Origin of the sequence: Bacillus sp. FSL K6-2865 (assembly GCF_040311405.1) — a bacterium.
GTDB lineage: Bacteria > Bacillota > Bacilli > Bacillales > Bacillaceae > Bacillus > Bacillus velezensis.
In genome coordinates, this window is sequence record NZ_CP152036.1 from 834,744 (window position 1) to 859,655 (window position 24,912).

20 protein-coding genes are annotated in these 24,912 nt (G+C 48.5%); 17 read left to right on the plus strand and 3 right to left on the minus strand.

The genetic code is table 11. The features are described from left to right. Positions 1 to 6 precede the first annotated feature (6 nt). From lpdA to cyoE, 12 genes are all read left to right on the plus strand, one after another. Entirely contained in the window at positions 7 to 1,386 is a 1,380-nt protein-coding gene (gene lpdA / locus NYE42_RS04090; RefSeq protein WP_047935454.1) for a dihydrolipoyl dehydrogenase, read from the plus strand. Positions 1,387 to 1,492: 106 nt separating this feature from the next. Continuing rightward, positions 1,493 to 3,301, plus strand: coding sequence for a sigma-54-dependent Fis family transcriptional regulator (locus tag NYE42_RS04095; RefSeq protein ID WP_047935457.1), 1,809 nt, complete (start codon positions 1,493 to 1,495; stop codon positions 3,299 to 3,301). A 65-nt stretch (positions 3,302 to 3,366) separates the two neighbouring features. Then, complete coding sequence (locus NYE42_RS04100) at positions 3,367 to 3,549, plus strand: H-type small acid-soluble spore protein (RefSeq protein ID WP_003155535.1); 183 nt, start codon at positions 3,367 to 3,369, stop codon at positions 3,547 to 3,549. Between the two features lie 170 nt (positions 3,550 to 3,719). Continuing rightward, a complete protein-coding gene (gene glvA / locus NYE42_RS04105) occupies positions 3,720 to 5,069 on the plus strand; it encodes a maltose-6'-phosphate glucosidase (protein WP_007408529.1) in 1,350 nt (449 codons plus the stop codon). Between the two features lie 68 nt (positions 5,070 to 5,137). Further along, entirely contained in the window at positions 5,138 to 5,899 is a 762-nt protein-coding gene (locus tag NYE42_RS04110; RefSeq protein ID WP_007408530.1) for a MurR/RpiR family transcriptional regulator, read from the plus strand. Between the two features lie 16 nt (positions 5,900 to 5,915). After that, on the plus strand, positions 5,916 to 7,502 hold the full coding sequence (locus tag NYE42_RS04115; protein WP_352426778.1) for an alpha-glucoside-specific PTS transporter subunit IIBC: 1,587 nt from the start codon (positions 5,916 to 5,918) through the stop codon (positions 7,500 to 7,502). 187 nt (positions 7,503 to 7,689) lie between these two features. After that, complete coding sequence (locus NYE42_RS04120) at positions 7,690 to 10,014, plus strand: peptidase G2 autoproteolytic cleavage domain-containing protein (protein WP_352426779.1); 2,325 nt, start codon at positions 7,690 to 7,692, stop codon at positions 10,012 to 10,014. A gap of 293 nt (positions 10,015 to 10,307) precedes the next feature. Next, on the plus strand, positions 10,308 to 12,041 hold the full coding sequence (locus NYE42_RS04125) for an ABC transporter ATP-binding protein (protein WP_352426780.1): 1,734 nt from the start codon (positions 10,308 to 10,310) through the stop codon (positions 12,039 to 12,041). Next, on the plus strand, positions 12,022 to 13,839 hold the full coding sequence (locus NYE42_RS04130) for an ABC transporter ATP-binding protein (protein WP_265451336.1): 1,818 nt from the start codon (positions 12,022 to 12,024) through the stop codon (positions 13,837 to 13,839). The genes NYE42_RS04125 and NYE42_RS04130 overlap by 20 nt, the downstream gene beginning before the upstream one ends. A 167-nt stretch (positions 13,840 to 14,006) precedes the next feature. After that, positions 14,007 to 14,411: a DoxX family protein gene (locus tag NYE42_RS04135; protein ID WP_032870707.1), complete on the plus strand. Its 405-nt coding sequence runs from the start codon at positions 14,007 to 14,009 to the stop codon at positions 14,409 to 14,411. 16 nt (positions 14,412 to 14,427) lie between these two features. After that, positions 14,428 to 15,285, plus strand: coding sequence for a VOC family protein (locus tag NYE42_RS04140; protein WP_032870709.1), 858 nt, complete (start codon positions 14,428 to 14,430; stop codon positions 15,283 to 15,285). A gap of 365 nt (positions 15,286 to 15,650) precedes the next feature. Further along, positions 15,651 to 16,598 (plus strand): heme o synthase, encoded by a 948-nt coding sequence (gene cyoE / locus NYE42_RS04145; protein WP_342497260.1) that lies wholly within the window; start codon positions 15,651 to 15,653, stop codon positions 16,596 to 16,598. Between the two features lie 37 nt (positions 16,599 to 16,635). On the opposite strand, the gene NYE42_RS04150 is transcribed toward cyoE, so the two are convergent. After that, positions 16,636 to 17,187 carry a PadR family transcriptional regulator gene (locus tag NYE42_RS04150; RefSeq protein ID WP_012117104.1) on the minus strand — a complete coding sequence of 184 codons (552 nt, stop codon included), beginning with the start codon at positions 17,185 to 17,187 and terminating at the stop codon, positions 16,636 to 16,638. Between the two features lie 231 nt (positions 17,188 to 17,418). Here NYE42_RS04150 and NYE42_RS04155 point away from each other — a divergent pair, with 231 nt between their 5' ends. From NYE42_RS04155 to bstA, 5 genes are all read left to right on the plus strand, one after another. Next, positions 17,419 to 18,021, plus strand: coding sequence for an NAD(P)H-dependent oxidoreductase (locus NYE42_RS04155; RefSeq protein ID WP_144464547.1), 603 nt, complete (start codon positions 17,419 to 17,421; stop codon positions 18,019 to 18,021). Continuing rightward, on the plus strand, positions 18,012 to 19,100 hold the full coding sequence (locus NYE42_RS04160) for an acyltransferase family protein (protein WP_144464545.1): 1,089 nt from the start codon (positions 18,012 to 18,014) through the stop codon (positions 19,098 to 19,100). Before NYE42_RS04155 ends, NYE42_RS04160 begins: the two co-directional genes overlap by 10 nt. Before the next feature lie 320 nt (positions 19,101 to 19,420). Next, entirely contained in the window at positions 19,421 to 21,832 is a 2,412-nt protein-coding gene (locus NYE42_RS04165) for a PEP/pyruvate-binding domain-containing protein (RefSeq protein ID WP_265451331.1), read from the plus strand. 22 nt (positions 21,833 to 21,854) lie between these two features. Continuing rightward, on the plus strand, positions 21,855 to 22,127 hold the full coding sequence (locus tag NYE42_RS04170; RefSeq protein WP_033575012.1) for a ribonuclease inhibitor Barstar: 273 nt from the start codon (positions 21,855 to 21,857) through the stop codon (positions 22,125 to 22,127). A 25-nt stretch (positions 22,128 to 22,152) separates the two neighbouring features. Further along, on the plus strand, positions 22,153 to 22,695 hold the full coding sequence (bstA, locus tag NYE42_RS04175) for a bacillithiol transferase BstA (RefSeq protein ID WP_144464541.1): 543 nt from the start codon (positions 22,153 to 22,155) through the stop codon (positions 22,693 to 22,695). Here bstA and NYE42_RS04180 read toward each other — a convergent pair. Together NYE42_RS04180 and NYE42_RS04185 are read right to left on the minus strand one after the other, a co-directional pair. Then, positions 22,655 to 24,247 (minus strand): MFS transporter, encoded by a 1,593-nt coding sequence (locus NYE42_RS04180; protein ID WP_352426781.1) that lies wholly within the window; start codon positions 24,245 to 24,247, stop codon positions 22,655 to 22,657. The genes bstA and NYE42_RS04180 overlap by 41 nt on opposite strands. Positions 24,248 to 24,355: 108 nt before the next feature. Beyond that, entirely contained in the window at positions 24,356 to 24,838 is a 483-nt protein-coding gene (locus tag NYE42_RS04185; RefSeq protein ID WP_012117110.1) for a MarR family transcriptional regulator, read from the minus strand. Positions 24,839 to 24,912: the final 74 nt, after the last annotated feature.

Genomic DNA, 24,912 nt, shown 5'->3' on the forward strand with positions numbered 1-24,912 from the left:
GAAAAAATGAAACTAGCCATTATCGGCGGCGGGCCGGCCGGATATGCAGCTGCCGTGACTGCCGCGCGGAGGGGAGCAGAAGTCGTTCTGATCGACAAAGGGCCGCTCGGAGGCACTTGTCTCAATGAGGGGTGCATCCCGACAAAGTCGCTTTTGGAAAGCGCGAATGTGCTCGATAAAATCAGGCATGCAAATACATTCGGCATCGAACTGCCGCAAAACATTACACTCAATTGGGCACGCATGCAGGGGCGCAAACGGCAGATCGTCAGCCAGCTCGTGCAGGGAATTCAATACTTAATGAAAACAAATCAGATTAAAGTCATCAGCGGGACAGCTTCATTTCTCACAGAGCAGACATTGCTTGTTGAAGAAGAAGGAGGCGCAAAAGACATTCTGGAAGCGGACCGGATATTGATTGCATCCGGATCTGAACCGGCGGAGCTGCCGTTTGCCCCGTTTGACAGCGATTGGGTGATCGACAGCAAAGATGCGCTTTCTTTACAGCAAATTCCTTCTTCTCTGCTCATTGTCGGGGGAGGTGTGATCGGCTGCGAATTTGCCTCTTTATTCAGCCGGTTTAAAACGAAAGTAACGGTGATTGAATCGGCTGACCGGCTGCTCCCGGCAGAAGACGGGGAAATCGCCGCCGTTTTCGAAGACTCTTTAAGAGACAGCGGGGCTGATATTCAGACAAAAGCCGCCCTTCAGCGGATTTACAAAGAAAGGAAAACCGCCGTGTGGACAAAAGACGGAAAAGAAATTGAGGCTCAGGCTGATCACGTTTTGGTTGCAATCGGCAGAAAGCCGCGTTTGCAAGAGCTGAATCTGGAGCAGGCCGGCATCCGGTATTCTCCGCGCGGCATTGAAGTCAATGACCATATGCAGACCAATGTGCCTCATATATACGCATGCGGCGATGCGGCCGGAGGAATGCAGCTCGCGCATGCCGCCATTCATGAAGGAATCACAGCCGCCGCGCATGCCTCGGGAAAGGACAGCAAAGTCAATATGCGGGCGGTGCCCCGCTGTATTTATACATCGCCTGAAATGGCCGCTGTCGGGCTGACGGAAACACAGGCGAGAGAGACATACGGAGATGTGAAAATCGGAGAATGCTCATTTTCTGCTAACGGAAAAGCGTTAATTAAACATCAGCATGGCGGCAAAATGAAAATCATTGCCGAACCTGAATTCGGAGAAATCGTCGGCGTGTCAATGATCGGGCCGGACGTGACGGAATTGATCGGTCAGGCGGTCATGATGATGAACGGTGAAATGACGGCTGATATGTCGGAGCACTTTATCGCGGCGCATCCGACTCTGTCAGAAACGCTTCAGGAAGCCCTGCTGAATGTCACCGGACTTGCGGTGCATTCCGTATAACCGGAATACCCTTTCTCAGATGAGAAGGGGTATTTTTCGTTGAAAGCGCTTTATTTTTCCCCTACAATATATGAAAAGATGGTCCGAACAGGGGGGAGCGAATACAATGAATGTCATTCGGAATGATTTTAAAACCTGGAAGCGCTTTGTGAAAGAAGGCGTGCTTGATGAATCCCGTATTCAGAAGCGGGTGGCCGCCTCATGGCACCGCTGCAAAAAAGCCGACGTCAACCCTTATCTCGAAAAGGGGCCGAATGTAATGCCGGCAGATCATTTAGAAAGGCAGGCCGAAAAGCATGCGTTATTTTTAGCGGCCTCAACGCCGTATGCAGAAAGAATGAAAACGGCGATGCGGGAAATGGAAATGATGGTTCTTCTGATTGATTCTGACGGCGTTGTCCATTCAGTTGACGGCCACCCGCGCACCATTCATGAAGCGAACCGCATCAATTTCTTAAAAGGCGCCCGCTGGACGGAAACGGCCGTCGGCACGAATGCGATCGGGACGGCTCTTTATACAAAAGAGCCGGTCATGATACACGGCTCTGAACATTATTCGCTCGTTTCTCATCAATGGAGCTGTTCCGCCGCGCCGATCCGTTATGAAGACGGGCGGCTGGCGGGTGTCATTGATATTTCCTGCCCCGCCGCCCGCGCTCAGCCGTTTATGCTCGGAATTGCCTCCTCCATCGCTTTTACGGCGGAACGGGAGCTTGCCCTAAAGATCAAAATGACAGAACTTGACATGATCAGCAAATTCGCCGGGCTTACCCGGTCTCACGATCCGATCGTGCTTTGCAATGACATGAGCCGGGTTATCGCCGCAAGCCGTCCCGTTCAGCATTTTACCGGACATACGCTGCGCGAGCTTGAGGAACAGGGCTATCACATCAAGCAGGCGAAGCGGGAGGAGAACGGCTACACATGCGTTTATTTATCCAAACGAGAAGAAAAGCCGTCTTTTATATTCCATGGTGCGGCAGGCAAAAGCCCGTCATCCCGACATATGCTTCAGCAGCTGGAGCTTGTCACCCGAACGGACGCAACCGTTTGTCTTACGGGAGAAACCGGGACGGGAAAGGAGGTTGCCGCCCGGGCGATTCATAACAACAGCTCCAGGAAAAACGGCCCGTTTATCGCCGTCAATTGCGGAGCGGTCCCCGAAAAGCTGATTGAAAGCGAACTGTTCGGCTACTCGGAAGGCGCCTTCACCGGGGCCAAACGGAAAGGACATAACGGCGCTTTGCAAAAAGCCGATAAAGGCACTCTTTTCCTCGATGAAATCGGAGAAATATCACACTCCATGCAGGTCGCTCTGTTACGGGTGCTGCAGGAACGGAAAGTCACCCCGGTCGGCGGGACAAAAGAGATTCCCGTTGACATCAGAATCATCACTGCCACCCACACTGATCTGAGACAGCTTGTCCAATGCAAAAAGCTGAGAGAAGATTTATTTTACCGGCTTCACGTCTGTCCGATCCACCTCCCTCCATTAAGAGAACGCACCGAAGACATTCCCGGCCTCTTCCTTGAATTTCAGCGAAATCGCGGCTGGCGGGGAGAGCTTCCTGATGACTTTTTAGACCTATTAAAGAGCCGGAAATGGCCGGGGAATATCAGGGAATTGTTTAATGTATTTGAACGTCTTTCCGTCATGTTCCCGGACGGACGGCTGTCAGAACGCCCCATCGCAGCCCTGCTTGAAGCGTCAGGTCTTAATGAGGCGGCCGAGTCTTATGAACAGGAAGAAGCGTCCCCCGTCTCCATCCGGGAGCACATTCAGAAAAACATCATCGTAAACGCGCTTGAATCAGCGAAGGGGAATGTCACGCTGGCCGCCAAAATGGCCGGAATCCCGCGGAGCACGTTTTACAAACGCCTCAAAAAATTCAAACTCACCACCGGACAATTGTAAGAAACAAGCATACTTCTCTTGGCTGCCGGACACGTTATGTGTGAGGCCTAAAGGAGGTTTGAGACGTGAATACACAGCGTGCGAAAGACATTTCAGAATCCGCCGCCATGGCGTATGTGACGTACGAAGGAGTTCCGATTTATATTCAGCATGTCAACGAAGACAAGGAAACAGCCAGAATTTTTCCGATCGGAAATCCGCAATTTGAGCAGGAAGTGCTGCTTTCTGATTTACAAGAGCATTTTTGAGAATGGGTCTGCTGATGACAGCAGGCCTTTTTCGTACCTGTGGGAACTTTCCCGCTTTTTGAGAAAAATAACTAAAATTGATTAAATGATCTAACTCCTCCAAACCCGGTACAGATCGGACCTTCTCATGATATAAATAAAATGTAAACGTTATCAGAGGAGGGCTTCACATGACAGACAAATCATTCTCAATCGTTATTGCAGGCGGCGGCAGCACATTTACCCCCGGAATTGTATTAATGCTTTTGAATCACCTGGAAGAGTTTCCGATCAGAAAGCTGAAACTTTATGACAATGATAAAGAAAGGCAGGAGCGGATTGCGGGTGCGTGTGAGGTATTTATAAAAGAAAAAGCGCCGGACATTGAATTTCTGGCGACTGATGACCCAGAGACGGCTTTTACGGATGTTGACTTCGTCATGGCGCATATCCGCGTCGGAAAATATGCGATGCGCGCGCTCGATGAACAAATCCCGCTGAAGTACGGCGTGGTCGGCCAGGAAACATGCGGGCCGGGCGGAATCGCATACGGCATGCGCTCTATCGGCGGTGTTCTGGAGATTCTTGATTATATGGAAACGTACTCGCCCGACGCATGGATGCTGAATTACTCCAATCCGGCGGCGATTGTGGCCGAAGCTACACGGCGCCTCAGACCGAATTCAAAAATATTGAACATCTGCGACATGCCGGTCGGAATTGAGGATCGCATGGCGAACATCCTCGGATTATCTTCACGAAAAGAAATGAACGTCCGTTACTACGGCTTGAACCACTTTGGCTGGTGGACGTCCATCACAGACCGGCATGGCAATGATTTAATGCCGAAGCTGAAAGAGCATGTCCGTGAATACGGCTACGTTCCGAAGACGGAGGCCGAACAGACTGAAGCAAGCTGGAATGACACATTCAAAAAAGCGCGCGACGTTCAGGCGGCTGATCCGGATACGCTTCCGAACACATATCTGCAATATTACTTATTCCCGGATGATATGGTAAAAAAATCAAATCCGAACCATACGAGAGCCAACGAAGTCATGGAAGGGCGGGAAGCTTTCATTTTCAACCAATGCGATATGATTACGCGCGAACAATCATCGGAGAACAGTGAAATTAAAATTGATGATCATGCTTCCTATATCGTCGACCTTGCCCGGGCCATCGCTTACAACACAGGGGAGAGAATGCTGTTAATCGTTGAAAATAACGGCGCGATCGCAAACTTTGATCCGTCAGCCATGGTTGAGATTCCTTGTCTCGTAGGTTCAAACGGACCGGAACCGCTCTCAGTCGGGAACATACCGCAATTTCAAAAAGGCCTGATGGAACAGCAGGTGTCTGTCGAAAAACTGACGGCTGAAGCGTGGGAAGAGCGGTCATTTCAAAAGCTGTGGCAGGCGCTGATCCTGTCAAAAACAGTGCCGAATGCCCGTGTGGCAAGACTGATTCTTGAAGATCTGATGGAGGCTAACAAGGACTACTGGCCTGAGCTTGATGTGAGTCCGTCTCCTATTTCCTGATGACAATCTTCCCCGTTTTCTTTATCTGTTATTCTATATAATAGAAAGAAAACGGGGGGATTTTTGGGATGAGTCTTGAAGAACTGGTTAACCAGCATTACGCGAAATTAAATGACAACGATTTTTATATTTTAAAATATATATTGAATCATAAACATACGTGCTACCATCTCGGTATCAATGACATGGCGAAAGCCTGCAATGTCTCTCGGTCTTCCATCCTGCGGCTCGCCCAAAAACTGGGCTTCAGCGGCTACAGTGAATTCCGGGTTTTTCTGAAATGGGAGGATCAGCCTGAAGAGGGCGAGAATATGACGTTTGAAAAGCTGCTGGATGATATTGAAGCCAATGTAAAATACGTGAAGTCAAAAGATATGACGGAGATGTGCCGGCTGATAGATGAAGCAAAACGGATTTTCGTTTACGGATCGGGGACGGCTCAGAGGGTGTGCGCCCGTGAGCTGCAGCGGATGTTTGTATCCCGGCGGAAGTATCTGATTTTAATTCAGGACATCACAGAGTTTGATATCATGTGTGATGATTTTAAGGTTGATGACGTATTCATCATTATTTCTTTATCAGGCGAAACACCCGAATTAATTCCGCAGGTAAGGACCCTGTCCGCAAAGGGAGTTCCGTTTATTTCAATCACCAATCTGAAAAACAACGTACTGGCGCAAACGACGCCGTATAATCTTTATGCGACCAGCAAGCCGGTGACGTTAAGCGATAAAACGGAAATCGTCGCATTTGCCCCGTTTTTTCTGGTGGGCGAAGCGTTATTCCGCGCATATGTTGATTATAAAGAGCTCGAAAATTTTGATAAATAGCGGGAGGTCACGTGAAATGATGCAAAAAGTCCAGCGCTTCGGCAGCGCGATGTTTGTGCCTGTTTTATTATTTGCATTTTCCGGTATTATTGTCGGTCTGAGTACGCTGTTTAAAAATAAAACGCTGATGGGGCCGCTGGCTGATCCTGACGGGCTTTGGTATCAATGCTGGTACGTCATTGAACAGGGCGGCTGGACCGTCTTTAATCAAATGCCGCTCCTGTTTGCGATCGGCATACCTGTCGCCTTAGCGAAAAAAGCGCAGGCGCGGGCCTGTTTGGAAGCGCTTACAGTTTATCTGACATTCAATTACTTTATCAATGCGATTCTGACGGTTTGGGGCGGGGCTTTTCACGTCGATATGAATCAGGAAGCCGGCGGAACGAGCGGGCTGACGATGATCGCCGGCATCAAAACGCTTGATACGAATATTATCGGCGCCATCTTTATTTCATCTATTGTCGTGTATTTGCACAATCGTTATTTTGATAAAAAACTGCCGGATTTCCTGGGGATTTTTCAAGGATCTTCCTACATCGTTATCATTTCTTTCTTCATTATGATACCGATTTCACTTGCGGTGGCATACGTGTGGCCGATGGTTCAGTCCGGAATCGGCTCGCTGCAAAGTTTTCTCGTTTCTTCCGGGGCGATCGGCGTGTGGATTTACACGTTCCTGGAGCGGATTTTAATTCCGACCGGCCTGCATCATTTTATTTACTCGCCGTTTATTTACGGTCCGGCTGTGGCTGAAGGCGGTATCGTCACCTATTGGGCGCAGCATCTCGGGGAATACTCTCAAAGCGTCAAACCGCTGAAAGAATTGTTCCCGCAGGGGGGCTTCGCGCTTCACGGCAACTCGAAAATCTTCGGCATTCCGGGAATCGCGCTCGCTTTTTACGCCACGGCTTCAAAGGAAAAGAAAAAAATCGTCGCCGGTCTATTGATCCCGGTCACCTTGACGTCCATTGTCGCGGGAATTACAGAGCCGATTGAATTTACATTCCTTTTTATCTCTCCGTTTTTATTTGCGGTTCATGCTTTGCTTGCCGCTTCCATGGCAACCGTCATGTATATGGCCGGCGTCGTCGGAAATATGGGGGGCGGTTTGATCGAAGCTGCGACCTTGAACTGGATCCCGCTGGCGTCAAGCCACGGCTTGACGTATGTATACCAGATCATCATCGGGTTGTGTTTTACCGCTGTTTACTTTTTCGTCTTCCGTTTCCTCATTCTCAAATTCAACATCGTCACACCGGGCAGAGAAAAAGAGGAAGGGCAGGAAACAAAGCTCTATTCGAAAAAGGAGTACAGAGAACGGAAGCAGGCTTCAAAAGAAACAGCGGCGGCAGACGAAACACAGCGGGATACAGCCGCTTTGTATATTGAAGCGCTGGGCGGAAAGGACAATATTACGGAGGTCACCAACTGCGCCACCCGTCTCCGCGTCACTGTCGCTGATGAATCAAAGGTCAAAAGTGACGCCGATTTCAGAGAGCTGGGAGCCCACGGGGTCGTCAGAAAAGGCAGGGCGCTTCAGGTCATTGTCGGATTAGGCGTTCCGCAAATGCGGGAGCGTGTCGAGAAAATATTGAACGGTTAAAATACTGCAGCAGCAGACTATGTGCAGAGCGCTTGTTAATCCGGCGCTCTTTTTATGTTTTGAAAAAATGTATGAATTTGTCATACCTTTGCCACCTGTACATGCAGGAGTGAAAATGAGAGGGTGCAAAAAACGAAATGACTTCTGCGGTATTTTAAATAGCAATTAACAAATAGGAGGCAAGGCAATGACAAACTATACGACTTTCTTAGGACTTTACAAACCCGATAAAACGGAGGGGATTGAGGTTGAAAGCATTGCTCAAAACTTTGAAGCGATTGACAGCAAAATCGGTGCTGCGCTTAGCAATGGCACGTCAACTTATGAAAATTTAAACGAAAGACTTAAAATGTATGAAAACAGATTTGAACATGTGACAGAGCGGAACGTTATGGATTTTGGAGCTAAAGGTGACGGCGTAACGGATGATACGCAGGCATTTCATGATGCCATGGCCGACGGAGGTTATGTCGTAACAGTTCCCGCGGGTGTATTCAGAACATCGGGATTGTTTGTTCCTTCAAATACAATGCTTGTCGGAGCAGGCAAGAAAAGAACGGTCATTAAATTATTAGACGAAACACCGGTCGGCCATTCTGTTCTGACCAACAGTGATTATACGAACGGTAATGAAAATATTTATGTCGGCCATCTCACTTTGGATTGGAACAAGGATACGCGTCCTTCCGGCTGGAAGATTCCGAAAGGTCCCACTTCAAGCTGTTTGCTTTTTGCGAATGTTGACTATTCTTTTGTCGAGCATGTGTTTGCGAAGAACGCCGGCCTGCACGGCTTTGATTCTACAAGCCCGAACTATAACAGACATGGAGAAAAAGATGATCCAACTTATTATCAGCCCAACGGCTGTAACTTTGTAACGTTTTCACATTGTGAAGCAACAGGGTCCGGGGATGATAACTTTACTTGTCATTTTGGATTCCACACTACTTTCAGCCACTGTGTTTCCTATCACCCGATGGGCAATGGGAATGGCACGTCAAATTCAAATTGCTTTGAGATCGATGACGGTTCTCAAGATGTATTTGTAGATAGCTGTGTTGCAATTGGCGGTGCACGCGGTTTTGAAATTAAGGCGCATGACTATGCACCGGCGGCTAAACGAGTTCAACTGGCTAATTGCCGTGCTTACGAAAATGCGATCGGTTTTTGCATTAGACATATTGGCCATCATTTATCGGCTGAGCCGACATCAAAAACTGCCCATGATGTCCAATTAGTAAATTGTCAGGCAACAAATCCTAAACAAAATTCTATATATAAAGGCGTCGGAGCGAGTGCGTTGGTTGTTTCGGGCTATGATTCAGTTAATATAGTGAATTTCCAAGCTATTTGTGAAGATCGTTCATACGATTACAGCAATGACACGATCATTATGATTTATTACAAAGGGCGGTATGTCAATCTGAAGAATATTACGATCCGCGGGTTCCGCTCCGCTGCTCATGATCTGTATGTTCTTGGCGGAGAAAATGCGGTAGGTAAGTGCATGATTGACGGCGTTTTTCTAGTTGACGGCGGCACGACGGGGCTTGCTTTTGGCGGAGGCGTTGATAATTGTACAGTGAGCAATGTATACGGGCATAGATTGGGAGCCGGCAGCGGAACGGTCGGACTCTATTCTTCGGGTCCGGATCTGAATATATCAAATATTGATTTTCAAGGATATGAAACAACATTTCATGTAGGCGGTAAAAAAACACCGTATGAGTTGTTTAAACATAAAGGATCTTCTGTTATGGCATCTAAAGATTCCCATGTTACAGGAACTAATGGCTTTGTCGTCGGTTCTGTCCGGGGACAGGCTGCAGGAGGTTCTCAATCTGGAGTAATCGGTTCATATAATACGATTAACCCAAATGCGAACTCAACTGTATGGGGCTGGGGTGCCGGCAGCACTCCGTCATCAGCCAACAGAAAGATTGAGCTTCACGCAAAAGAAGGAACAATTAAGGCTACGGGAGGCGTAACAGGTTCCTCGACATTCTCTGACTACGCCGAGTATTTTGAAAGCCTGAGAGGGGAAAAGATTCCGACGGGAACACTTGTCACACTTGAAGGTGATAAGATCAGACCGGCTGAAAAAGGTGACCTCATGCTTGGGGTCATTTCCGAGACCGCCGGAGTGATTCTTGGCGAGTCGAGTTTTCACTGGTCGGGACGATACGTAAAGAATGAATTTGGCGGCTATGTTTATGAAGAACAGAAAGATGCGAACGGCCATACGGTCATGGCGCCAAAGGAAAATCCGGACTTTCGGCCTGAAGAAGACTACGCTTCAAGAGAAGAGAGAGACGAGTGGAACATTGTCGGACTCATCGGCCAGGTATATGTCAGATGCGATGAGACTGTGAAACCGGGAGATTTTATTCACGCTCATAACGGGATTGCAACAAAATCTGATGCTCCAAACCAGCGCTGGCAGGTCATGAAAGTGATCAATGAGTTTGATGCTGATAAAGGATTCGGGGTCGCTCTCGTTTTTATTCGTTAGATGAAATGACACGGTATGAATGATCATCTGACTAGCGGACGTCTGTTAAAGGCTCCGCTAGTCATTTTAAAATAAAAGGCTCCGGTTCAGGAGCTGGTAAAAAGAAAAGATAAGACAGCCTCCATATATCTGCACGCTTCATTCCCTCAATTTTTATCCTCAATGATTTCCGCTTTTTTTACACAAAATACATAATAAAAGTGGGAGTTCAAGGGTTAATCCTTTATTCATTTAAGACAAACAAATAAAATAAATATACATACATATTGAACAAAGGATTTGGAGGCTTACACATGTCAAAGGCTTTATCATATGTAAAACCGTATTCTCTTTTAGCGGGAATCGCTCTGTTTTTCATGCTCATCGAGCTTGCGGTAGAGCTGATACAGCCCCTGCTGATCGGGAAAATCATTGACGAAGGAATTTTAAAGCAGGATCTCGGTACGGTTTGGCTGTGGGGCGGCGTGATGATCGGACTGACCGCTGTTTCATTCGCATCGGGCATTTTAAATTCATTCTACTCCGCCCACATCAGCCAGAGCTATGCGTATGATACGCGAAAAGGGCTTTTTCAAAAAATTCAATCCTTCTCTTATTCGACGTTTGCGCAATTCTCATCCACATCGTTTATCACCCGGCTGACAAACGATGTGACACAGGTCCAAAATATGCTTTTCATGAGTCTCCGGTTTATGCTTCGTGCGCCGTTAATGATCGCGGGCGGCATTATTCTCTCGCTGACCGTCAATGCGAAACTCGGGTTTTTTCTGCTGATCACGGTGCCGATTTTGCTTTTGTTTTTGCTGTGGGTGCTGAAAAGAGGCGGCGCGCTGTTTCGGTCTGTGCAAAAGCGGCTTGATCAGGTCAACACGATCATGCAGGAAAACCTGAAGGCGATCAAACTGATTAAAGCGCTCCTCCGTGCAAACCACGAAGTGAAACGTTTTTTGAAATCGAATACGAAGCTGATGGAAAAAACGGTCTCCGCTTTTCGTCTCGTGGAAGCGGCGATGCCGATTTTAATGCTGCTGATGAACATTTGTATTTTGTTTATCTTATGGTTCGGCGCCAAAAGCATTGCTCAGGGCGGAGCGCAGGTCGGCGATGTCGTTTCCGTCATTAACTATGCGACGCGGATTACAGGCGCGCTGTCCGTCCTTCCTTTTCTTATCATGGTATTTTCCCGGGCGAAGGCTTCCGGAGAAAGAATCGGCGAGGTGCTGGAAACAGAAGGCGGCGAGGGAACGGGGCAGGACCCGGCACGGGCGCTTGCAGGCGGGATTGAGTTTCGCGAAGTGTCCTTCCGCTATCCGGGCATGGAAAAAGACGCGCTGCATCACGTGTCCTTTTCTGCCAGCCCGAAAGAAACGGTTGCCATTATGGGCGCGACAGGTTCAGGAAAATCAACGCTTTTTCAGCTGATTCCGCGCCTGTACACGGCTGATTCGGGCAGTATTTTCATAGACGGCAAACCGATCGGTGAATTCTCCGCTTGCGGGCTGCGCAGGGAAATCGGCTATGTTCCGCAGGAAGTGCTTCTGTTTTCGGGCACCATCCGTGAAAATATCGCCTGGGGGCGGGAGGATGCTTCACTAGATGAAGTAATGGAGGCGGCCAAAGACGCGCAAATCCATGACACGATTATGAAGCTGTCAAACGGATACGACACGGTGCTGGGACAGCGGGGCGTCAATTTGTCAGGCGGGCAGAAGCAGCGGATTTCCATCGCGCGCGCTTTTATCAGAAAGCCGTCCCTCCTGCTGTTAGATGACAGTACGAGCGCGCTTGATCTTCAAACGGAAGCGAAGCTTTTACAAGCGATCAGATCCTATGAATGCACGACACTGATTATTACGCAGAAAATAACGACTGCGATGAAGGCTGACACCATCTTATTGCTTGAAGACGGCGAACTGCTGGCCAAAGGCACGCACAAAGAGCTGATGGCACAGTCTCATCTGTACCGGCAGATTTATGAATCACAATTCGGAAAGGAGGGAGCTGACAATGCAAAAAGACATTCGTAAACCTTTCCGATATCCGAAAATACCGCTCAAATCAAATGAAGGCGGCAGAAAACGCGCGAAAGCAAAAGATACAAAAGGCACGCTGCGCAGAATCTGGTCTTATGTAGCCGAGAAAAAAGGGCTTTTAACCCTTGTGATCATCATGGTAGTCATAAGCGCCATATTCGGCCTGCTCGGACCGTTCGTCATCGGGAAAGCGATTGATCATTTTATCGTCGGACAGACGACAGACGGATTGGCGGGGGTGCTGTTCATCCTGTTTGGGATTTACCTCGTGCAATCATTGTCCTTATGGTTTCAAAACTATTGGATGATCAATATCTCGCAAAGCACCGTGTTTAAAATGCGGAGCGAGCTGTTTACCCATCTGCATGAGCTGCCGATTCCGTTTTTTGATAAACAGCGGCTCGGGGACTTAATGAGCCGGGTCACCAATGATATCGAAAATGTCAGCTCCACTTTAAATACATCCGTCATTCAAGTGCTGTCGAGCGTCATTACATTCGTCGGCACAATCGCCGTCATGCTGTACATGAGTCCGCTTTTAACATTGATCACGCTTTTGATTATTCCGATCATGCTTTTGAGCATTAAATGGATCACCAACCGGACGGGATTGCTTTTTAAGCAGCAGCAGAAAAACCTCGGCGAGCTGAACGGTTTTATTGAAGAGTCGATATCAGGGGCGAAGGTCATTAAAGCCTATTCGAGGGAAGACCGCGTCATGGAACAATTTTTAGAAAAAAACGCGGCGTTACAATCATCGGGGTTTTGGGCGCAGACAATTTCGGGATTCATTCCGAAAGTCATGAACTCTTTAAACAATTTAAGCTTTACGATTATAGCGGCGGTCGGCGGGCTGTTTGCGCTGAAGGGATGGATTTCAATCGGTTCCATCGTCGTATTCGCCGAATATTCGCGGCAGTTCACGCGCCCTTTAAATGATTTAGCCAATCAGTTCAATACGATGTTATCGGCCATCGCCGGGGCTGAACGGGTGTTTGACGTGCTTGATGAAAAAGAGGAGCGGGAAGATGAAGAGCATGCGCTGTACCAGCCGATCAAAACGGGAGAGATTGAATTCCGAGATGTCTCCTTCGGCTATCATGAAGACAGCCCGATCTTAAAACACCTGTCCTTCAGCGTTCCGAAAGGACAGTCCATCGCCTTCGTCGGACCGACCGGAGCGGGTAAAACAACCATTACGAGCCTGATCGCCCGTTTTTACGAGCCGAATAATGGAAAAATCCTCATTGACGGAACGGACATCAAAAAACTGACGAGATCCAGTCTGAGAAAAAACATGGGGTTTGTCCTGCAGGATTCCTTTCTCTTTCAGGGCACCATCAGGGAAAATATTCGCTACGGCCGTCTGGATGCTTCTGACAAAGAGGTGGAGGAAGCCGCAAAAGCCGCCAATGCCCACGGGTTCATCGAACGGCTCCCGAAAGGCTATGATACTGTTCTTACCCAAAACGGCGCGGGCATCAGCCAAGGACAAAAACAGCTCATTTCCATCGCGAGAGCTGTGCTGGCAGACCCGGTGCTGCTCATTTTGGATGAAGCGACGAGCAACATTGACACAGTGACCGAAGTGAAAATACAAGAAGCGCTCGGCCGTTTAATGGCGGGCAGAACAAGCGTCATCATCGCTCACAGGCTGAACACGATTCAAAAAGCTGATCAGATTCTTGTGCTGAAAGACGGCGAAATGGCTGAAAAAGGAACCCATGCCGAACTTCTAAGCCAGAACGGGTTTTACCGGGAATTATATGAAAGCCAGTTCCGGGAATCATAGATAGGGAAAAAGACCTCCGACAGAGTGCGGAGGTCTTTTTTTAGCGAAGGCAAATAGTACTTTTAAGTTATTTTCGTTAAATGTAACAAAATTACTTGACGTAAATAAGTTATGTATATATACTAGCTTACATAAAGTAAGTGATAATAATTTTCAAGGAGGATTTTATGAATAAATCATTCGAAACAGGAACACTGCTTTTAAGGGTTGTAACAGGTATTATCTTTTTTGTTCACGGTTTATCCAAGTTTCAAGGGTTGGAAGGAACTGCGCAATTTTTCCAGAGCATCGGGCTTCCGGCCTTTATGGTCTATGTCATCGCGACGATTGAGCTTGTCGGCGGGGTTCTGATCTTTTTCGGTTTGGCAACGCGCATTATCGGCGTTCTGTTTGCCGTCACATTAGTCGGCGCCATCTTCACGGCGAAGCTTTCCTCACCATTTATGGGCGGATCGGAATTTGATTTCATCTTACTGGTTGCGTCAATTCATTTAGCGCTTTCAGGAAGCCGTCTGCTTTCATTGGATCAGCTCCTTTTCAAATCAAAAAAGGGAGAAACTTTTTCAGCATAAGAAAGAAGGCGTTCAAATGACCGGCATTCATCAAGATACGGCAATCGGTTATGTCAAATTGACCATTAAAAATATGGAACGCTCGCTCGGCTTTTACCGGAATGTAATCGGCCTTCAAGTCATCTCGCAGACAGATCGTTCAGCAAGACTGTCAGCAGACGGAAAACGCGTCCTGCTGGTGCTTGAAGAAAATCCAAGCGCCGTCGTTCTGCCGGAGCGGTCTGTCACCGGCCTTTACCATTTCGCGATACTTCTGCCTGACCGGAAAGAACTCGGCATCGCATTGGCCAGGCTGATTGAAAACGGCATCGCGCTCGGTCAGGGGGATCACGCGGTCAGTGAGGCTCTTTACCTGTCTGATCCGGACGGCAACGGTATTGAAATATACGCCGATCGTCCCCGCAGCACGTGGCGCCGGGATGCAGAGGGCAATTATGTCATGCAAACGGCGCCCGTCGATGTGGACGGGCTTTTGGAAGAAGCCGGAGCTGAACGGAAAAGCCGTCTCCCAGAAGGAACTGTTATCGGCCACATCCATCTTCATGTGACGGACTTACAGGAAGCCAAAGCGTTTTACACCGATATTCTCGGTTTTGATATTGTCGGCAATTACGCGGGCATGTCCGCTCTGTTTGTTTCAGCGGGAGGGTATCACCATCACATCGGTCTGAATATATGGGCCGGAAAACATGCGCCGCCGAAACCGGGAAATGCAAGCGGGCTGGATTATTACACCATCGCGCTGCCGCATCAAAAAGAGCTGTCACGTGTGACAAAAGCGCTGACCGATGCCGGCTTTGAGATCGAAGAAAAAGAAGAGGGCGTATTCGTCAAAGACCCTGTATCAGGGGCGGATATCGCATTTACACTGTAAGAAACAAACCTTGCCGTCTAACCGGCAAGGTTTTTTATTTTTCTGAAGTTTTCTTGAAAAGGCTCGGGAAAGAAGAACGTCGATTTGCAATATACACACGGCTTTTGAGTGACTGAAGAGAGCGAACATCTCAGTGATGCGCAAAAATGACGCGTGGAGCCGCCATCGCCGGCCCGAGCTCAGGGCATCCGCCGGATTGAAAAAGCTGTATGGGCAGAATTTGAATAGAAAAAGGCAAAAGCCGCATCCGGTCACAAGATGCGGCTTTTCATATACAATTTACAATTGTGTGAAAAATGTCCAAAATAAATTGCGCTTCCTGATTCTTCCTGATATGATAAGCCGAAAAAGGAGAACCTGAACAAATGAACTCAAATGCAGCACAGACGGAACAGCCGATGAAGCATAACGGAAACCGGATGACGGTCAAGGACTTTATCATTCTTGCCAAACCGGGGATTATCATCTCAAATTCACTCGCCGCATTGGGCGGATTTTGGATCGCATGGATTCAGTCAGAAAGGACGGGCGGAGGGCCCGGTATATTTGCCGCCATGGCGGTTGCCATGATCGGAACGGCGTTGGTCATGGCATCAAGCACTGTTTTTAATAACTTCTTTGACCGCGGCATGGACGCAAAGATGGCACGAACCCGCACCCGCGCAAGCGTCACGGGAAAAATACCGCCGCCGGCCATGATCCTGTACGGCACATGTCTCGGCGCCTGCGGATTCATCATGCTTGCTTCACTTAATGTACTGACCGCCGTTCTTGGCCTGCTTGCCTTTTTGCTGTATGCCGTCGTTTATACGCTTTGGTTTAAAAGACAATCCGTCTGGAGCACATTTGTCGGCAGCTTTCCCGGGGCGGCTCCGCCTTTAATCGGTTATTGCGCGCTCACCGGGTACATTGATATGCCCGCGATTTTGTTATACGCGATTATGTTTTTGTGGCAGCCGCCGCATTTCTGGGCGATCGGAATCAGGCGAAAGGAAGAGTATCGTGCCGCCGGCATTCCGCTTTTGCCGATCATAAAAGGCAACCGCGCCACAAAAATAAAAATGCTGCGCTATATTGCCGTTCTGACTGCGGTTTCGCTGCTCGTTCCTCTTTATATAGACGTCAGCCCGTTTTATACCGCGTCCGCTCTCCTGCTCGGAGCCATCTGGCTGTACCGGAGCGTCAAAGGCTTTCGGGCGGCGGATGACACGCAATGGTCGAAGGGGATGTTTTTTTATTCGATTGTGTATTTCAGTCTGCTTTTTCTTATTTTAATGGCTGATTCATTTATCAATGCGGTTCTCAGAACGTAAACAGGCGGCTTGCAGATACAGAGCCGCCCCGTTTTGTTTATGCTTTTTTGATGAGAGCCAAAATATCTTCAAGCCAGGAAATATAATTCCGTTCCCGCTCAAGCGCTTTTGTCAGTACGAGATAATGGCCGAAATCAGGAGAAGAAAATGAATCCGCCTCCGCGGACGATGTCATCAGTTCTTGATAACTGTTTTCCAGATCGGACAATTTCTCCTTCCGCTTTACGAGCTGGTCGGTGAATAGCTCATCCGCTTCTTCCTGTGTCAACGCTGAGATGAAATAAGCCTTCAGCATAAATTCATCCTTCACCGTTTCCGGAATCGGGTCTTTTTTCGTCAGCCAGGCAGCAAGCTCCAGCTCTCCTTTGTCAGTCAGCGTGTACATTTTTTTCTCAAGCTTTGTTCCTTGAATCGCAGTGCGAAACGTAATAAATCCCTCAGCCGTCAGTTTTTTTAATTCCGGATAAATCTGGCTGTGCTTTGCGCTCCAAAACTGGCCGAGCTCTTCCTTAAAATAGCTCGATATATCATATCCGCTCAATTCGCCTTTTCGCAAAAGCCCTAAAATCGCGTACTTTAAAATTCTCATGTTGTCCTCCAAGCCATTCATTTGACAGCTAGTATACCATACGGCCGCTCAAAAACGCAGAAGTGCCGGATGCTTGTCATTGAATCCGCGGCGGCAAAATCAGCAAAAATATGCAGAAAGAGGTTATCGAAACGGCAGCAGAACGGAAAAAGCCTTTCTCGTGTCTTTGCCTCATTCATATGACATCATGATATAATCATTGTAAAAATTAAGAAATAATAGGAGGGACATATGAAGACGGTGATTGTGTATGCAAACCCGGATGAGAACAGTTTCAATGCGGCTCTCGTAAAATACGTCGTCATGGCTTTAAAGGACAGCGGCCAAAGCTATACGGTCATTGACTTATACGCCGACCAATTTGATCCCGTGCTGAAGTACGGCGGCGAAAAAAAGCGCTCTGACATGAACCGGGACGCTGAAACGAAGAAATACCGGAAACTGATGAGAGAAGCGGATCATCTCATTTTCATCTACCCGCTGTGGTGGGGAGGCGTTCCGGCGATTATGAAAGGCTTTTTTGACAGAGTGCTTGTCTCCGGAGAAGCCTACACATATGAAAACGGCCGCGTAAAAGGACTGCTCCGGGCAGAGACGGCACAGGTCTTTTATACGGCGGATTCCCCGGGCTGGTACTTAAAGTGGTTCCGGAAAAACTCGGACTGGATTACGCTGAAAAAAGGCATTCTGCAATTTTGCGGCATTCAAAAAGCCGAGCGGAACCTTTTTTCTGTCGTCAAAACGAGCACACCCAAGCTGCGGGAAAAATGGCTGCGCCAAGCATACGCTAAAGTCCGGCGCGCTTGTGAAAAAGGAGCGGCCGCATGCAGATAAAAGAAATTTTCGTAATTCGCTGCCTGTCCTGTTTAAGTGTCGTTCTGCTTCACGTTGTTTCAATGGTGCTGATGATTCAGGAAGAGTCCCTAGCAAGTGCCGCCCATACGGTTGATGCTTTTCGGACCCTGTTGATGTTCAGCACGCCGGCGTTTATCTTTATTTCGGAATTTCTGCTTGCCAGGTCATACCCGGGAGGCGTTCCCGCGGGTTTTTTAAAGAAAAGGGGCAAAGTCATTTTCGTGCCGTTTCTGTTTATTGCCGCGGTGGATGCCATTTTAATGAAAAGCGTGGCGGAAGAAGGAGCCGGATTCGTTTCAGTGATCGGTAAATTTTTAGAAAATGTGTTTTTAGGAAACTTCATCGGCTACTTCATTCTTGTGATCTTTCAATTTTACATTCTCCATATGCTGCTGCACCGCTGGCTGAACAACACATCTCCCGTGTGGGTGCTGTCTGTTTCGTTTATCATCAACGCCGTCTATCTGGCTTACTTTTCCATCTTTCATCCGCCGGCATCATCGGGGCTTGATTCTATTTTTCCGTTCTTTTGGGTTCCGTTTCCGGGCTGGGTGTTTTATTTCTGTCTGGCATTTTATTGCGGAAAGGAATATCCGCGTTTTTTATCGCTCATCAATCAGTACCGTTATGCGGTTTACTTCAGTGCGGCCGTATCGGCAATATTGATTGTGGCCGTTTCATATATCAGCGGCGGCTCCATTTCCTCTAAGCGTCCGGATATTATGATGTACGCGGTCAGTATGATCTTTCTGTGTTTTCATCTGTTTTCAAAGCTCAAAAAAGTGCCCGCGATTGTGATGATGATCAGCAACTATTCGTTTTCAATCTATCTGCTGCACTCCTACTTTTTAATCAGCGGATATCTTCTGGAAGGCTATTTGCGATCAATGCCTTTGCCGGCTGCCATCCTTCTTTTATTTTTGATCTGCACGCTCGGTCCCATTTTCTTATCTTGGGTGTGCAACCATTTCAGATACGGATACCTGTTTGTCGGGAAAGTGTATCAGCCGAAGCAGACCAAAAGAAATACGGCGGCGCATCAAGGCCGCACAGTCTGAAAAAAAGGCGGCGTTTCGGCCGCCTTTTTGATACGGAAGTTGACATAACCTGCAAACGAAACCCCCCGCGGCAAGCCGGAAGCGAATGCCAGGCAAGCAGTATCGGGCAGCCTATCTCTAATTTTAATAGCGCTTTCACTGTAAGGCTGAAGACCCCGCTGCGGCCGTTTTGACGGATGCATTTATGACAACATAACGCCATCGATTTTCTCCCTTGTGAAGACCGATATATTGTATACTTATAGGAAATACTTTCAAAAAAAGTGAAAAAGAGAAAAACTGTGAGCTTGGATGAACGACTAAAAAGGAGCGGGGACATTATGAATGACTGTGTCAAAACATTCGGAGAACTTCCGGCCGAACTTTATTCCTTTGCGGGAGGAAAAGGGAGCATTCTCTCTAAAATGTATCAAAGCGGGTATCCTGTGCCTGAAGGGTTTGTGATTTTGCCGCCTGCCTTTCAGGACGGACAGCTGCGCCATCAGGCGAGAGAGGCTATTGATCAATATGTGAATTCCATCCGCAGCCGCCATGCATCTGCGTTGTTTGCCGTACGCTCATCCGCGCTGAGCGAGGATTCAGCTCAGGCTTCCTTTGCCGGAGAATTCGATACGGTGTTGAATGTCAAAACAGATCAAGACATGTCCAGGGCGATTGATGAAGTCCGCCGATCGGCACAGTCAGAAAGGGTAAAAGCGTACAGCGCCGTTCAGGGAATGGAAGATGAGCATGAAATCGCAATCGTCATCCAGCTGATGATACCGTCTGAGATATCCGGAGTGCTGTTTACCGCAGATCCGATTACGGGGAGCAGGCGGGAGATGACAGGCAATTACGTCTACGGTCTCGGGGAGCAGCTCGTTTCCGGGGAAGCCGATGCCTATTCTTTTAAACTGGCACGGCCTAAGAAAAAATATGACGGCCCCGGGGAATTTCGCAAATATGCGTCAAAGCTCTATAAACTGGCGAAAAAGCTGGAAAAAGATCTTGGAGGGCCGCAGGATATTGAATGGGCCGCCGCGGGCGGGACATTGTATATTCTTCAATCCCGCCCGATTACGACCTTACAGGCCGGAAATCTGGAAACCTATGAATGGAATGATTCTTTCAGCGGTGATTTTTTATGGACAAACACAAATATAGGAGAAGCGATTCCCGATGTGATGACGCCGCTGACATGGTCGCTCCTCCGGAATCTGGATGAAGAGTCGGGCATCATTCCGGGTTATTATGTCTGGTCCGGCAATATTTGCGGAAGAGCCTATAACAATATGAGCCAGCCTCTTTCCGTGCTCGCCGCTTTCGGTCTGAATCCGAAAGGCGGAAAAATAGGAAAAATGATGAGCGATACATTGGGAGAAATCCCGGCGGAAATGAAGATACCTTTATATCCGTTCTCAAAGTATGAACTTTTGAAGATCATCCCGAAAAAACTGAAACCGTATCTGTCGAAAATGAAGCAAGCGAAAAAAAACATGGCCTCCTACTTGGACGAATCGCCCGACTGGTGCCGGAATATTGAGGAAAAGCTGAAACGTGCCGAAACGGAGCAGGCATTATTAGCGATATGGAATGATGAGGTCTATCCGTATTTATGCAACGCGTGGTTTGCGTTAATATCCGGCGGGCGTGATTCTGCGCAATCCTCTTCGTCGTTAACCTCTCAATTAACAAAACTCGCAGGGATAGAAGATGCGAATCTCCTGCTCTCCAATCTAAGGGGAAAAGGCGGACTGGCAAGCCTGGAGCCGATTATCGGCATTGATCAAGTCATGAAAGGCCGTATGAGCGAGGAAGAATATCTCAGGAACCAAGGCCACCGAGGCCCGCATGAATACGAACTTTCCATACCTCATCCGGGAGAAAACCGGGATTGGCTGACGAAGCAGATCAAAGAACACAAGGAGTCGGGTATTGATGCCGAACAACTGCTTTTGAAACAGCAGCGGGCGCATGAACAGGCCTTCCGAAGATTTGAAGAAAAGTTTCCTCATAAGGTCAAATGGCTCAAAGCCAAAATGGAAAAAGCGTCAGGATACGCGAATATGAGAGAAACAACCAGATCCGAATTTGTCAGGGTGTACCGGACAGCCAGAGCATTCGCGCTCAGAGCGGCGGAAATGACCGGCATGAAGGACGATATTTTCTTCTTGTATCTGCATGAAATAACCGATCTGCTCGCGGGGAAAGAGCCGGCGGTTGCGTCGATTCAAGCGAGAAAGCAAAACTATGAAACCTATAAAAAACTGCCGCCGTTCCCATCCGTTATTAACGGAAGATTCAATCCGTTTAAATGGGCTGAGGATCCTGACAGAAGAGCGGATTATTACGATGCTTTTATGCCTGCGGAAACTGATGATGCGCACACTTTAAAAGGTTTCGCGGGAGCGGCCGGGAGAGTGGAGGGCATTGTCCGTGTCCTTGATGTCCCGGAAGACGGGGATTCTTTTGCGGCGGGGGAAATTTTAGTGACGTCGACAACCAATGTAGGCTGGACCCCGCTTTTTCCAAGAGCGGCCGCTATCATAACGGACGTCGGCGCCCCTTTGTCCCACGCGGCGATCGTTGCCCGGGAACTGGGGATTCCTGCCGTTGTCGGGTGCGGAAATGCAACGTCAAAACTGAAAACGGGGGACAGGGTGGCCGTTGACGGCGGGCAAGGCATTGTCCAGCTGGAACCGCGGCAGACTCCGGTCACTTCTGAAGAGGAAAATGGTAAACTGATAGAATAAAAACATGGGAAAGGAGCCGCGTATGAATAAAGCAGTTATTAACGGGGAGCAAATCAGAAGTATGAGCGACCTGCACCAGACATTGAAAAAGGAACTTGCCCTTCCTGAATACTACGGTGAAAACCTTGACGCTTTATGGGATTGTCTTACCGGCTGGGTGGAATACCCCCTCGTTTTAGAATGGAGACAGTTTGAGCAAAGTAAGCAGCTTACAAAAAATGGAGCCGAGAGTGTGCTTCAGGTCTTTCGTGAAGCGAAAGCGGAAGGCTGTGACATCACCATTATACTTTCATAATACGAGCAACGGGAGAGAGACAAAAATGGAAAAACAAACTCTCAGCTATCCGATTGGAGAATATCAGCCGGCTGAATCGATTTCGGCCGGACAGAAACAAGAATGGATCAATGCGCTGGAACACGCTCCGGCCAAACTGAAACAAGCTGTCAGAGCGATGTCGGACAGTCAGCTTGATACGCCGTACCGCGAAGGGGGATGGACTGTCCGCCAAGTGGTTCACCATCTGGCGGACAGCCACATGAACGGCTATACCCGGTTTAAATTAAGCTTAACGGAGAATGAACCGGAAATCCGTCCTTATGATGAAAAAGGCTGGGCCGATCTTCATGATTCCAAAACCGCCGCTTGCGGGGATGCGCTTGAGCTGTTAGCGATCCTGCACAGAAGATGGGCCGCTCTTTTGCGCTCCATGACGGAAGCCCAATTCAAACGGACATACTTCCATCCTGTATCTAAAGAGACGATTACGCTGGAACAAGCGCTAGGACTATATGTCTGGCACTCTGAACATCACATCGCCCATATTACTGAGCTTTCCCGGCGGATGGGCTGGCATCTGTCTTAGAGGATGCCGGCTTTCGGAAAAACGCCAAAACAGCCGCAGATACAATCGTGCATAATGAAATGACGGCGGCTGCCGTATAAAGATGGTGGTAGCCGCTGGCAATGCCCGCTTCAATCGCATCAGAAACCGCTTTTTTGACAGCGGGAACGGGGATTCGGCTTACCTGCTCCTGCAACGAAGAAAGTCCGCCGCCGATATCCGGCGTTTGCGCCTGATCAGCGGGAATGCCGCTTTTCGCTAAACGGTTTTTGATGTCATCTCCGATCCGGTCAAAGCCCGCTGTAATGAAGCCGGCATATAAAGCCGGAGCGAGCGTCAGCCCGACCTGCCTTACGAGTGACAGCGTGCTGAGCGCTGTTCCTTTGTTTTGGCCCGCCGTTTCTGATACAAGCACATTCAGCGGAGCCCCGAGCAGAAATCCGAAACCGATCCCCGCAATGACACTCGCTGTGACAAATTCCCATTTATCCGTCACCCATAACGGAAACAGGCTGAAGCCTGCAAATGCGATGGCGCCTGATACAACCGCGGAAAAGACCGGACCTTTTTTATCCGTGATCGCCCCGCCGAGCCACGCTCCGATTCCTGACGCCAAAGCGAGCGGCGTCATCCAATAACCTGCTTTCTCCGCCGATACGTGCAAATATTGCTCCGCATAAGAAGGAATAAAAATGACCGCAGCGAGCAGCCCTCCCGATAAAAATCCGATGACGAGTGTCCATTGAAACACTCTATTTTGCAGCAGCGAGTAGGCGAGAATCGGATCGCCCCCTCGGTTTTCAACCCGCTTTTCGACCTTAAGCAGCACCAGAAAGAGAAGTGCAGCTCCCAAAAGATAACCGTACACCTTTACGTTCATTATGCTTTCTGACAGCTTCGCCCCATCGAGATTCGTGATGCCGATCATGCAAGATAAGATCGCAAGAGACAGCAGCATTGTGCCGGCGAGGTCAAGCCGTTTCGCCTCAGGCTCTTTCGTTTCAGCGATAAACAAACCGCCGCACACAACCAAAGCGGCGGCAATCGGCAGGTTAATCAAGAACAGCCAATGCCACGATCCGGTTACATCAAGCAAAAAGCTCCCGATATTCGGTCCGAGGACGGCCGCCATACCGTTCATCGCCCCTAAAAGCCCGAGAGCTTTCCCTTGTTTCTCCTTCGGAAGCACGGCCAGCACATGCGAACTCCCGATAATAAAAATTCCGCCGCCGCCAAGCGCCTGAATGAGCCGTGCCGCCAAAAACATCGGGAAGCTCTGACTGAGTGCGACAAGCAAAGAGCCGAGTCCGAACAGCCCGACTTCAATCATAAACAGCTTTTTCCGCCCGTATCGGTCCGACAGCTTGCCGACAATCGGCACACTGACACTGAGTCCCAATGTGTAAAGGGTCACTCCCCACGATCCCCATGAAGGAGAAACATCAAAAGAGCTGTTCATCGTCGTCAGAGCAGCGGAAATAATTCCGTTGTCCAGCGCCGCCATGAACACACCGATCGTAAAGAGAGTGATGGCCCGGCTCTGGTTTTTTTCTGTTTGCAATGGCTCCGGCATACTGATCAATCCTCCTGTTTTTAATTCACTTCGAATATATTATTCACTTCAAGTGAATTAAATGTCAAACAAAAAAAGGCCGCCGATACCGGCAGGCCTTTTTCACCTCTATCCCTGTTTGGAAGAATCAAGCGCTCTTGCCAAAATGGCAAGCCCTTGATTGACCGTTTGTTTTTCTTCAGCGGTCAGCGTTTCCAATGAACGCTTCAATTTTACATGTCCTTTTTGATAAAGGCTGCGGAAAATATCTTTCGCGTTTTCCGTTAATTGAACGACGACTGAACGGCGGTCTTCTTCTGACGGAGCGCGTGTAATGAAACATGATTTTTCTAAACGGTCAAGCAGCCCCGTCGTATTTGAAAGGGAAGCGCCCATTTTCTCCGCTATGTCACTCACCTTAAGCGTCCCGTGGTTGTTCAGAAGCATCAGCACTTTCATTTGCGGCATGCTCATATCAAGCTTCATCCACTCCGATACATCGCCGAGCCCCGCCGATGTCATCACTTTCATGTACAGCACCCAAATATCCCGTTCCTCAGGAGAAAAAATATCGCCGCTTAATACTGTTGTATCATGCAGATTATAATCCATCGTCTCACTTCCTCATTTATACTCCTGCATATCATATTACTGATTTTAATCAGAGAAAGAAAGTTGCAGACGAG